Genomic DNA, 12019 nt, shown 5'->3' with positions numbered 1-12019 from the left:
GGAACGGGCACAGCGGCATCAACTCCACGTGTGTGACGCCCAGTTCGACCAGGTGACCGAGGCGGTCGGCGGCCGCGTCCAGGGTGCCCTCGGGGGTGTACGTGCCCACGTGCAGCTCGTAGAGCACCGCGCCCGGCAGCGCCCGTCCCGGCCAGTCGGCACGCCATGCGTACCGCTCGTGCTCCACGACCGCGCTGAGCCCGTCCGGGCCGTCCGGCTGGCGGCGCGCGCTACGGGCTCGCGCCGGCCGCCGGCCCGGTGCTGCCCGACCCGCGCTCGCGCCGCCAGCCGGACGGCCCGGACGGGCTCAGCGCGGTCGTGGAGCACGAGCGGTACGCATGGCGTGCCGACTGGCCGGGACGGGCGCTGCCGGGCGCGGTGCTCTACGAGCTGCACGTGGGCACGTACACCCCCGAGGGCACCCTGGACGCGGCCGCCGACCGCCTCGGTCACCTGGTCGAACTGGGCGTCACACACGTGGAGTTGATGCCGCTGTGCCCGTTCCCCGGGCGGCACGGCTGGGGGTACGAGGGGGTCTCGCTGTGGGCGGTGCACGAGCCGTACGGCGGCCCCGAGGCGCTGAAGCGGTTCGTGGACCGGGCGCACGAGCTGGGCCTGGGCGTGATCCTGGACGTCGTGCACAACCACCTGGGGCCCTCGGGGAACCATCTCCCGCGCTTCGGGCCGTACTTCACGGACGCGTACACCACCCCGTGGGGCGCGGCGGTGAACCTGGACGCGCCCGGCTCGGACGAGGTGCGCGCGTTCCTGATCGGCAGCGCGCTGGCGTGGCTGCGGGACTACCGGCTCGACGGGCTGCGCCTGGACGCGGTGCACGCGCTGTACGACACCCGCGCCCGCCACTTCCTGGAAGAGCTGTCCGCCGCGGTGGACGGCCTCGCGGCCGAGCTGGGCCGGCCGCTGTCGCTGATCGCCGAGTCCGATCTCAACAACCCCCGGTTCATCACCCCGCGCGCGGAGCACGGGCTCGGGCTGCACGCGCAGTGGAACGACGACTTCCACCACGCCCTGCACACCGCGCTGACCGGCGAGTCGCAGGGCTACTACGCGGACTTCGCGCGCGCCCCCTTCGCCGCGCTGGCCAAGACGCTCACCGGGGGTTACTTCCACGACGGCACCTACTCCGGTTTCCGGGGCCGGCACCACGGGCGTCCACTGGACCGGGCGCGGGTCGCCGGGCACCGGCTGCTCGGCTACAGCCAGACCCACGACCAGGTCGGCAACCGCGCCCGGGGCGACCGGCTCTCCGCGCACCTCTCCCCCGGCCTGCTGGCGTGCGCGGCGACGCTCGTGCTGACCGCGCCGTTCACGCCGATGCTGTTCATGGGCGAGGAGTGGGCGGCCGGCACGCCCTGGCAGTTCTTCACCGACCACACCGATCCCGCGCTGGCCGAGGCGGTACGGCGGGGCAGGCGGCGGGAGTTCGCGGCGCACGGGTGGGCCGAGGAGGACGTGCCGGACCCGCAGGACCCGGCGACCCGGGAGCGGTCCTGCCTGGACTGGTCGGAGCCCGCACGGCCGCCGCACGCCCGGGTGCTGGACTGGTACCGGCGGCTGATCGCGCTGCGCCGCGAGCAGCCGGACCTCACCGATCCCGACCTCGCCGACACCAAGGTGGCCTACGACGAGGAGGCCCGCTGGCTGGCCTTCCGGCGCGGGGACGTCCGGGTCGCCGTCAACCTGGGCAAGGACCCGGCCGCCGTCCCGCTGGGCGCCCGCCCCGCGCTGGTCCTCGCCGCGTGGGAGCCGGTGGCGGCCCCGGGACCGGACGGACTGCTCCGGCTCCCCGGGGAATCCTGCGTGGTGCTCGCCCAGCCGTAGGGTCTTTCGTTCGGACCAGGCCGGATCGGGGAGCGGGGCCCGGTGCGTGCGGATGCGAGGCGGAGGAGGGAGTCGACGCGCTGGGGGTGCCCCCCGAGCGAAGCCGAGCAATGCCGTTGCTTTAGTGATCGTGCCATCGGTGGTTCAGGGTGAGGACGACCGGGGAACGACGCTGGCTGGCGGGTTCTTCGGGGGCCTTGCTGCCGTAGCCGGTGATGCAGGAGCGGATCTTGCGGGGGCAGTCACGGGGCCGGCGGCGGGGTAACAGGCTGCGGCCGATCTCGGCGAGCCCGAGGTGCCGGTCTCGTCTGCGGGCGGAGGGGGGAAAAGCCGCTCGGTGAGATCACCGTGCGGCGGACGACGTGTAGGGCTCGGGTGAACGAGGTCCGCTCTGCAGTGCTGCTGTGCAGCCGAGCGGCTTCGTCCAGTAGATCCCGGGTGGCATGGTGCACGATCAAGTGCGCGTAGATCTCCTGCCGCACCCCGTCCGGAGTCTGCGACCTGAGGACCGGCCGGCCGCGCTGGTGGGTCTTGATCTCGTCGAAGACCAGCTCGATCTCCCAGCGCCGGGCGTAGAGCGCGGCAAGCTCGGCGGCCGGGTACTCCTCGTGATCGGTGAGGCTGGTGATCAGCCGGACGATGTCCGGCTGGCCGTCGACGCGGTATTCGATGACCCGGACCACGGCCGGTGGGGCCTTGAGCGTTCCGGCCGCTTTGCTGTGCTTGTTCGCCTCGATCCGGGCGAGGTAACTGCCGTCGGGCAGCACGTCCTGGACCCGGCGGGCCTTGCGCCGCTCGATCCGCCAGAGAAGGTGAGTGCCCTGGTCGCGCAGCCGGTGCCAGCGGGCCAGGCCCCATAGCCCGCGGTCGGCCAGCAGCAGCGTCCCGCTTCCAACGTGGGCGTCCAGGGCGTCGGAGACGATCCGCTCGGACTCCTTGAACCCTCCGACCACGGCGTCGAGCACGGCGTGGGAGGAACACTCGGCCACCGCGACCACGCGGGCCTGCGGATACCCCATCGGACTGCGCTGCGATCCCGACTTGCCGAAGGTGTCGTTGTTCGCCGCCGTGTCCGGCACGGCCAGCAGCGTCCCGTCCAGGGCCAGCACCCGCAGCCCGCGGAAGAGATCGTCTTCCCTGCCCAGTGGCCGGGCCACGGCCCGGAACAGTTCCCGCATCACGGTCCACCCCAGCCGGTGCCGGGCCCTGGTCAGCGAGGACTTGTTCACTCCGGTCCAAAGCCGCAGGCCCGGATCGCCGGTCTTCACCAGACGCAGGACCTCCAGGTAGTCGGCCTGCGGGAACAGGCACATCGCCAGCACGAAGTACACCGTGAACCGGGCGGACAGCAGACGTCGGCGCTTCTCCGAGCGGCCGGCCTCATCGACCACCCGGTCCACCAACTCCGGCGGGCACGACCGGGTCAGCACTCCCAGCCCCAGCCGCTCCAGACGGGATATCAGCACACCGGCTCAACCGGCCGACAGCCTCAAAAGCAACGGCATTGCGAAGCCGAGCGTGGGGGAGTCGGCGACCGACGACAACGCGGCAGATGTGCGTGCCGGGCCCCGCGAGCCCGGCCTGATCCGAACGAGAGGTCCTGGCGGTTCCCCGGTTCACGCATCGTCGTCCGCCGACCGTGCCAGGTACGCGTGGTTGTCCTCGATGAGGTGGTCCAGCGCGTCCCTGGCGGCGGCGAGGCCGTCCATGGCCTCGGACAGCCGGGCCCGCTCACGGCCCATGATCTCCAGTGCCCGCCGCGCCCTGTCCTCGCTCGGCTCGGACATGCAGGGCGCCATCTCGGCGATGGTGCCGCTCGGCAGGCCCGCTGCCAGGAACGCCTGTATGAGACGCACCCGCTGGACGTGCTCGTCCTCGTAATGGCGCTGTCCGCTGGGCGAACGGGAGCTGACGAGCAGGCCCTGCTCCTCGTAGTAGCGCAGCGACCGGCGGCTGGCTCCCGTCCGGGCGGACAGTTCACCGATCCGCATGCCGAACTCCTCACTTGCCCCTGACATTGATGTGAGCTTTTAGGTTAACCCCATGCTGAAATTCATCTTCATGATCAACCGCGCCGAGGGAATGTCGTACGAGCGTTTCGTCGAGCACCACCAAAACCGGCACGCGCCCCTGTTCACCTCCATCCCGGAGGCGGAGCGCTACGTGCGCAAGTACACCGTGTCCCACCCGGTCCCCGCCGAGAAGTACCCGCCCCGGGCCTACGACGGCCTGACGGAGATCTGGTTCGAGAACTGGGAGGACCACGACGCCTTCTTCGCCTCCGAGAACTACCGGACGCTGGTCAACCCCGACGAAGCACGCTTCATCGACATGGCCTCCGTCGCCGTGATGGTCACCGAGGAGAAGCAGGTCATCTGAGGGACCGATGCGCGACGAGACGGCCTGGGCTCACCGGCCCGGCGCACGGACCAGGCGGGTGGCGAGGCGGTAGTCGACGCGGATGTCGCGGTACTCCCGGTCGGCCGCGACCGTGTCGGGAAGGTTGGTCCGCCGGCTGCGGGACGACGACTCCCGTTCGCCGGTCCCGGGGAAGCCGACGGCCGTGCCCGCGCCCTCGCCCACCTCGCGGACGGCGTGTCCCGCGCCGTGGCCGACCTCGTCCACCGCCGAACCGGCGCCCCGGCCCACGTACTCGACCGCGTCCCCGGCCCCGCGTCCGATGTCCCGCACGGCGTACCCGGCGCCGTGGCCGACCTCCTCGACGGCCCGTCCCGCCCCGCTGCCGAGTTCGCCGACGGCCTGCCGGGCGCCGCCGCCGACGTCCCGTACCGCCGACCCGAGCCCGCCCGCCAGCTCCTCCAGGATCTGCGGGTTGCGGTCGAGGGTGGTGAGCACCCGGTCGATGATCAGCGCGACGTTGTCGAGCCGCACCCGGAGCTGGGCCTGCGCCTCCACGCCCGAGATGCCCAGGTGGACCCGCCCGAGGGAGACGTCGGCGCCCACGTTGAGCCGCAGCAGGTCCAGCACCTCGGCCTGGAGCGAGACGTGGGCCCGCAGGTCCTCCACGTCCAGGTCGATCTCGTCGACCCTCAGCTGCGGGACGTCCAGGAAGACGTCGGGCTCCGCGTCGGCCCGGGTGCGCGGCGGCGCCACCGCGGTGTACGCGTCGGCCTCCCCTGCCTCCGCGCCGCCCCACTCGGACTCCGCGTCCTCGTCGGACTCGGGTTCCGCGTCCTCGTCGTACTCGGGCTCCTCGTCCGGTTCCTCGGCCGCGTCCTCGTCGTACGCCTCGGGTGCCTCGACGGTTCCCTCGTCGTTCTCGGTGTCGTCGCGCATCCTCGCACCTCCGCGAGCTGGGCGGGCGATCTGTCCCTTCACTCCCAGTATGGTGCGCGGCGGGGCGGGGGCCACGGCCGGGAAGGGCGCTGTCGCCGCCCCGGCGGTCCCGCCCGGGCGGGGCCGCGCGGCACGCGAGCGGTGGCGGGCCGGTGGGCCGGACGGGTGACGGCGGCGGGAGACACGGGGGACCCGGGCGGTTCAGGAGGGCCCGGTCAGGGCTCTTCCCCGGCCGTCTTCAGGTCCGTCACCCGCTCCAGCAGGATCGGCTCCCAGGCCCGGCGCAGCTGGGTGCGCAGCAGGGACAGGGAGCCGGTGACGCGTCCGTCGAGGTGCTCGGTGAGCCGCAGGACGGTGTCGCAGCGGGCGAGCCAGAGGCCGCGCAGACAGGGGCGGGCGCCATAGCCGGCGAGGGTGGCGGCGCGGACGGCGGCCGGGGAGCCGACGGCGACGGCGAGTCCGGCGATGTCCTCGGCGGGGTCGCCGAGCGCCGCCTCCGTCCAGTCCAGGACGCCGCGCACCCGCCCGTCGGCGCTGACCACCACGTGTTCACCGGTCAGTCCGTGGTGGGTGAGCACGGCGGCGCCGGGCTTGGTGGCGAGCTGGGCGGCACCGGCCGGGGTGAGCTGGTGCATCCGCTCGGCGTCGAACTCGTCGGCGGCGGCGAGCCGTTCGGCCGCGTGCACGGCCATCCGGCGCAGCGCCTCCAGGGAGCGCGGGGCGGAACGCGGCACGCCGAGCGACTCGGCCTGCCGCGCCGGCACCGCGCGCAGCCCGTTGAGCAGTCCGGCGAGGTCCGACTCCCCGGCCGCGGAGACGTCGTGTTCCTCGGCGGTGCCGCCGGGCACCACGGTGTCGAGGGTGCAGGCGAGGCCGGGCGCCCAGTCGGCGTGCGCCACGCTGGTGGGGACGGCCACCGGGACGTGCGGGCGGACCAGGGCGCGCAGCCGCAGTTCCCGGCGGCGGCGGGCGGAGGCCTCCCGGTCGGGGGCGAGACGCAGTACCTGGCGGGCGCCGACCCACCAGGTGTACGGATGGCCCTCCCGGACGGGCCGGACGTCCGGCCCGTCCGCGCCCCCGGTGCCGTCCGCGCCTTCCTTGAGCAGCGAACGGACCAGTGCGCGGACGGTGTCCGGGGTGGGGATCGGTGCCTGGGTCATGGGTCCTGCGTTGCCGTTCCGGTGTCGTCGAGGGTGGTCTCCCGGCCCTTTTTCCGGGCCCGTCAGTCCACTATGACCATCTCACGGGTGGTGTTGTTGAGGCGGCGGCCGCCGTCCTCGGTGACCGTGACGATGTCCTCGATGCGCACCCCGAAGCGGCCGGGCAGATAGATGCCGGGCTCCACGGAGAAGCACATGCCGGGCACCAGCGGCAGCTCCTCGCCCTCGATCATGTACGGCGGCTCGTGTGTGGTGACGCCGATGCCGTGCCCGGTGCGGTGGATGAAGTACTCGCCGTACCCGGCGTCGGCGATCACCGCGCGGGCGGCGCGGTCGACCTCCTGGCAGGCCACGCCCGGCCGCACCGCCTGGCAGCCGGCCTCCTGGGCGGCGCGCACGATGTCGTGGACCCGGCGCTCCTCCTCGGTGGGCTCGCCGACGTGCACCGTGCGCGTGGTGTCGGAGCCGTAGCCGTCCTTCAGGCCGCCGAAGTCGAGGACGACCATGTCGCCGCGCCGGATGACGCGGTCGCCGACCTCGTGGTGCGGGTTGGCGCCGTTGGGCCCGGAGCCCACGATGGTGAAGTCGACCTGGGAGTGGCCGAAGCGGCGCAGCAGCGCGGCGAGGTCATGGCCGACGTCGGACTCGCGGCGCCCGGCGAAGGGCATCTTGCGGATCTCCTCGAACGCCGCGTCGGCCGCGGCACCGGCGGCGGCCAGCAGCTCCACCTCGGCGGCGTCCTTGACGGCGCGCAGCATGGGCAGGGCCTCGGTGAGGGCGGCGTAGGAGCTGTCCGGCAGGGTGCGCTGGAGGCCCAGCACGTGCATCGCCCAGGTGTTGTCGCTGATGCCGTACCGGCCGCGGCCGTCGAGGAGGTCGGCGGTGACGGCGTAGGGGTCCTTGCCGTCGGTCCAGTCGCGCAGCGTCAGCACCTCGCCGGCGGCGGAGTGCTCGGCGTCCGGGGCCTCCAGGGTGGGGACGACGAGCACCGGGTCGCGGCCGGGGGCGAGCACCAGCAGGGTGAGCCGCTCGGTGATCGCGGTGGGGGTGTAGCCGGTCAGCCACACCAGGTCCGGGCCGGGTGCCACGAGCAGCCCGGCGAGACCGGCGTCGGCCGCGGCGCGTGTGGCGCGCTCCATGCGGGCCCTGTGGTCGGCGGCGCTGAAGGGCGTGGTCGTGGTACCGGTCATCCGGGCCTCCGGGCGGATCTCGCTGGTCGGGCGGGTGGCGGAACGGCTTGGTGGCGTCCCCGGCAGCATCCTGCCCGCCCGGAGGGACCCACGCGAGCCCATTCGGCGATCCCGCCCTCCGCGACGGCCGCCGCACGGATACCGGAGCGGCGGCCGGCGACGGGACACGAACGGGTGAGACCGGCCGGAGGCGGTCGAGGGGCGGCCACCTCCGCGGGCGTCCTCGCCCCGCCTCCGGCACGATCGGTCGGTCGGCTCAGCCCATGTGCCCCCCGTGGCCGCCGTCGTGGGACGCGCCGTGGTCGAACGCCATGGCCTCGGGCGGCATGACGACGAAGGGGCGCATCATGCCCATGTCCTCGTGCTCCAGCAGATGGCAGTGGTACATGAACCTGCCGTACGCCCCGTCGAAGCGGCCCATGACGCGCAGCAGCTGGCCGCCGGGGACCCGGAAGACGTCCTTGTTGCCCTGCTCGTTGGGCGCGAGCGGGATCGCGGTGCCCGCGTCGTAGCGGATCGGGGTGCGGGTGCCGCCCACGGCGGGGTCGAAGCCGGAGACGTCGTAGGCGTCCCGGCCGAGGAGCTGGAAGTCGGCCAGGTGGATGTGCATGGGGTGCACGATGGGCGCGAGGTTGAGGAAGCTCCACTGCTCGTGGGTGCCCTCGCCGATGGTGAAGCCGAGCCCGTCGTTGAACGTCCGGGCGGTGCGCCGGTACGTCTTCGTGGTGCCGTCGGGGCCGGTGATCTGCACGATGCCGTCGGCCGGGAGCTCCAGCCCGCCGGTGTCCGTGACCTCGGTCATCTCCCAGATCTCCGGGTGGCCGCCGGCGCCCTTGGCCGCGGGCGGGGTGAGCAGGACCAGCCGGTGGCCGTGCGGGAGGTCGTGGGTGAGGCGGCGGAAGGAGCCGGACAGCACCTGGGGCAGTTCGAAGGTGTCCGGTTCGGCGGTTTTGCGGACGCGGAACTCCAGGACGGCCGGGTAGCGCACGTCACCTGCCGGGTCGGGCACGCCCGCCGGCCGGTTGGGGCCCTTGTTGACCAGCCGCAGGGTGCGCCCGGCCAGCCGCCGGAAGTCCACCAGCAGGTCGAAGCGCTCGGCGGGCGCCGCGGTCAGCGCCGGCAGGGTCGGGCCGAAGTCCACCGGCACCGGGCGCGGCAGCAGTCCGCCGTCGCTGCCGATCTGGTGGACGACGCCGGGCACGGGGTCGCCGTCCTCGTCGATCAGCACGAGGTCGAAGATGCGCGCGTTGGACGCGTTGACCAGCCGGAAGCGGTACCAGGCCGAGTCCACCTCGGCGTACGGCCAGATGCGGCCGTTGACGGTGGTGTACGGGCCGGTGAACGGGAGGGACACCGGCTTGCCGGTCTCCGCGTTGTGCTCGTCGACGATGACGGTCTTGTGCAGCAGCCGGCCGTTGAGCCGGCCGTCCTCGTCGGTGTCGAGGTTGCGGTCGGCGAGCAGCAGCGGTATCTCCCGGTCGCCGGACGGGAGCCGGAGCGCGTCCTCCTCGTCGTCCCGGACGAGGTAGGTGCCGTAGAGGCCGCTCATCACGTTCCAGCGGGTGATGTTCATGGCGTGGTCGTGGTACCACCACTGGGTCGCCTGGTGCTCGTTCGGGTATTCCGACAGCTGGGCGTCACCGAAGCCGACGGCGTTGTCCGCCCAGCCGTCGTTGCCCGCGCCGGTCTGCGCGCCGTGCAGATGGGTCACCGACCAGGCGGGCAGGGCCGCGACGGCCTTGTCGGGTTCGACGCCGCCGCGGCCGGGCTCGGTGGTGGCGGGCGCGGTGCCCGGCGCGCGAAGGGGCACCGCGACCGCGGTCACCGGGTACTCGGACTCCTTCGGTATGCGGTTGGTCCACGCGATGCGGACGCGTTCGCCGCGCCGCACCTCGATGGTCGGGCCGGGGACATGGCCGTCGTAGCCCCACATCAGGGTGGGCGGCAGCTGCGGGTGCAGCCGCACCCAGGTGGGGCGCAGGGCGATCTCGGTCTCCCGCCGGACGTCGTCCGCCGCGGGCCGCAGCACCGGCGGCACCGTCAGCGGAGCGACGTACGGCCGCAGTTCACCCGGAGCCTGCTTCCTCTCCCCCGCGGCTCCGGTGTTTCCCTCGACGGCCTGCTCGATGATCTCGGTCAAGCTCGAACACCCCCCGTGTTCTCGCGTTGTGTTGTTCCCCTTGCCCATGAGGACTCGCGAGAGCACGCGGAAGTTCCCTGAATGCCCCGTTCCGTACGAGAAGATTCGGAATCTGCCGGTCAGCCCAGGGCGAGGACCGGCCGCGCGGGCATGCGGTCGGGCAGGAAGCCGTGGGAGCGCCGGCTCAGCCACGCGTCCTTGTAACGGTCCACGCTCCGGTGCCAGTTGAGGATGCCCGCCAGCCAGTTCTGGAGATCGAGGACGTAGCCGTCCATCGCCTTGCGGGCCTCTTGGGACAGCTCGAAGTCGTCGTAGAGCACCGGGAGTTCATGGGCGACCACGTGCTCGAACTGCTGCATCCGCTGGGTGGTGAGGTCGTGGACGACGCCGAGCGCGGTCGGGTAGTCGATGCCGAAGAAGTTCTGCACGACCAGGATCGCGTTGTGGATCTCGCCCTCGTACTCGATCTCCTTCTGGTACGAGAAGATGTCGTTGAGCAGGCAGGCGTAGTCGATGGCGGCGTTCTCCAGCGAGCGCACCGGGCCGCTGCGGTAGACCTCCGGCGGGATCGCGGGTCCGTGGCCCATCCGGCACAGGCTCAGGGTGAGGTCGGAGCCGAAGGTGGAGCGGCGCATCTCCAAGTAGTCGACCGGGTCGGGGACGCGGTTCTGCACCTGGTTGGACAGCTCCCACACCCAGCTCTCGGTCATGGCGTCCACGGCGGCCTTGAGCGTGCGCCGCTGCTCGGCGGTCATCTCGGCGGTGGTGCGGGCCCACAGATCGATCAGGGAGCGCTCCATGGCGTTGCCGGGCACGAGCGCGGGCTCGCCCTCGACGGGCATGCAGGCCGACAGCCGGGCGGTGGTCAGGCGGGCGGCGGCCAGGTCCCTGCGGTGGCCGTAGACGAGCGGGTAGTAGTCGTCGCCGTAGGTGCCGAAGGCGAGCCACTGGGCGCTGAGGTCGAGGGCCTCGGGGGTGGCGTCGGGGTCGAGTCCGGCGGAGCACAGGGCGAGGTCGTAGGCGCGCAGCTTGTCCTCGTCCCAGACGCCCTCGTGGAGGATGCCGACCTGGTCGCACCAGGTGCGCAGATTGCGGCGGGCGGCGTCGAGGTGGGGGCTGAGCCCCAGCGGGAACGGCATGTGGAACTCGGGCAGGATCGACGGGCCGACCTTCTGGTAGGGCACGTGGGAGTAGGCGCGCAGGCGCTCCTGGGCGGCGGAGGCGAGCAGGGCGCCGATGTGGGCGGCGGAGGTGCCGGGGCCGCTGGGCAGCTGCCAGGGCGAGGTGCGGCGCGCGCCCTGGTTCATGTAGCGGCTGGAGCGCAGGTGCCATTCGTGGCCGCCGGACTGCCAGTCCTGGAGCCCCTTGGTGTACGCGGCGATCGCGGCCGTCTCGGCCGGGGTGAGGCCGTTCTCCAGGGCGACGGCGGGGACCTCGGTGAGCGCGGTGTGCTCGAACTGGTGCAGGCGCGAGGTGAGGATGTCGTTGACGGTGTCGGCGGCCTGCTGGGTGGTGCAGCCGAAGAAGGTCTCCAGGACGAGCACGCCGTTGCTGTTCTCGCCCTCGTCCTCGACCTCGCGCTGGTAGGAGAACAGGTCGTTGCGCAGGTGGACCGCGTCGGCGAAGGTCTCCATGAGCACCCGCAGCGGGCGGCTCCCGGCGACGGCCGCGGGCACTTCGGCGGTGGCGTACTCCACCAGCCCGGCGGACCAGGGGGCGCCGCCGACCTTGCGGCGCATCTCGATGTACTCGACGGGGTTGGCGATGCGCCCCTCGTTGATGTTCGACAGCTCCCACATCGACTCGTTGAGCAGGTGCTCGGTGGCGACGGAGAAGCGGCGGCGCCAGTCCACGGACATGGACGGCACCGTGCGCGCCCACAGGTCCTTCAGGCCCGCCTCGACCGGGTTGCGCGGTTCGGGCACGGGGGTCGCCGGATCCAGCGGCATGAACAGCGGCAGCCGGTCGAGGTGGGCCTTGCCGGCGGCGCGGTCCTGGGTGCGCTTGTACATGTCGAGGAAGTGGTCGTCGAAGAAGAAGACCCACACGTACCAGTCGGTGATCAGCGAGAGGGCCGGCCCGTCGCAGTCGGGGTGGGTGTAGGCGCACAGCAGTCCGTAGTCGTGCGCCTCCAGGTCGGCCTGGTCCCAGATCCCGGAGCCCTCCAGCATGCCCATCTCGCGGGCCCACGCGGTGGAGTGGGCGCGGGCCTCGTCCAGGTGCGGGTTGAGCCGCGCGGGATACGGCATGTAGAAGTGCGGGAGTTCGAACGGCTGCGTCATGGCCGGGCCCTACCCGTGTCCCTCAACACCCATCCGCCGGGCGGGACATGATCACACCATCGCGTGAACCGTCCCCGGGGTGAGCCCCGTCCGCGCTCTTGCCGTGCT

Annotated in this window: 8 protein-coding genes and 2 pseudogenes; 2 read left to right on the top strand and 8 right to left on the bottom strand. The window is 72.7% G+C overall.

The window, feature by feature from the left end:
• A pseudogene (locus FRZ03_RS17035) lies at positions 1 to 229 on the bottom strand (malto-oligosyltrehalose trehalohydrolase); the annotation flags it as partial.
• Here FRZ03_RS17035 and treZ point away from each other — a divergent pair.
• Positions 220 to 1842: pseudogene (gene treZ / locus FRZ03_RS17030) on the top strand (malto-oligosyltrehalose trehalohydrolase); the annotation flags it as partial. The pseudogenes FRZ03_RS17035 and treZ sit on opposite strands and share 10 nt — an antisense overlap.
• Positions 1843 to 2084: 242 nt before the next feature.
• Here treZ and FRZ03_RS17025 read toward each other — a convergent pair.
• Entirely contained in the window at positions 2085 to 3308 is a 1224-nt protein-coding gene (locus FRZ03_RS17025; RefSeq protein ID WP_261398455.1) for an IS4 family transposase, read from the bottom strand.
• Positions 3309 to 3458: 150 nt separating this feature from the next.
• Positions 3459 to 3833 carry a MerR family transcriptional regulator gene (locus tag FRZ03_RS17020; RefSeq protein ID WP_146466017.1) on the bottom strand — a complete coding sequence of 125 codons (375 nt, stop codon included), beginning with the start codon at positions 3831 to 3833 and terminating at the stop codon, positions 3459 to 3461.
• A 52-nt stretch (positions 3834 to 3885) separates the two neighbouring features.
• Here FRZ03_RS17020 and FRZ03_RS17015 point away from each other — a divergent pair, with 52 nt between their 5' ends.
• The gene (locus FRZ03_RS17015) at positions 3886 to 4221 is read left to right on the top strand and encodes an EthD domain-containing protein (RefSeq protein WP_146466006.1); all 336 of its coding nucleotides are present in this window, start codon (positions 3886 to 3888) and stop codon (positions 4219 to 4221) included.
• Positions 4222 to 4251: 30 nt separating this feature from the next.
• Here the strand turns inward: FRZ03_RS17015 and FRZ03_RS17010 are convergent, their stop codons facing one another.
• From FRZ03_RS17010 to cyc2, 5 genes are all read right to left on the bottom strand, one after another.
• Entirely contained in the window at positions 4252 to 5139 is an 888-nt protein-coding gene (locus FRZ03_RS17010) for a hypothetical protein (RefSeq protein WP_261399189.1), read from the bottom strand.
• A gap of 215 nt (positions 5140 to 5354) precedes the next feature.
• Complete coding sequence (locus FRZ03_RS17005) at positions 5355 to 6299, bottom strand: aminoglycoside phosphotransferase family protein (protein ID WP_146466005.1); 945 nt, start codon at positions 6297 to 6299, stop codon at positions 5355 to 5357.
• Positions 6300 to 6361: 62 nt separating this feature from the next.
• Positions 6362 to 7489, bottom strand: a complete 1128-nt coding sequence (locus FRZ03_RS17000) for an aminopeptidase P family protein (RefSeq protein ID WP_146466004.1) — start codon at positions 7487 to 7489, stop codon at positions 6362 to 6364.
• A 256-nt stretch (positions 7490 to 7745) separates the two neighbouring features.
• Positions 7746 to 9629 (bottom strand): O-aminophenol oxidase PhsA, encoded by a 1884-nt coding sequence (gene phsA, locus FRZ03_RS16995; RefSeq protein WP_146466003.1) that lies wholly within the window; start codon positions 9627 to 9629, stop codon positions 7746 to 7748.
• Between the two features lie 119 nt (positions 9630 to 9748).
• Positions 9749 to 11911 carry a germacradienol/geosmin synthase Cyc2 gene (gene cyc2 / locus FRZ03_RS16990; protein ID WP_146466002.1) on the bottom strand — a complete coding sequence of 721 codons (2163 nt, stop codon included), beginning with the start codon at positions 11909 to 11911 and terminating at the stop codon, positions 9749 to 9751.
• Positions 11912 to 12019 lie beyond the last annotated feature (108 nt).

The organism is Streptomyces misionensis, assembly GCF_007896895.1.
GTDB lineage: Bacteria > Actinomycetota > Actinomycetes > Streptomycetales > Streptomycetaceae > Streptomyces > Streptomyces misionensis_A.
This window is presented reverse-complemented; position numbering and strand designations above follow the sequence as displayed.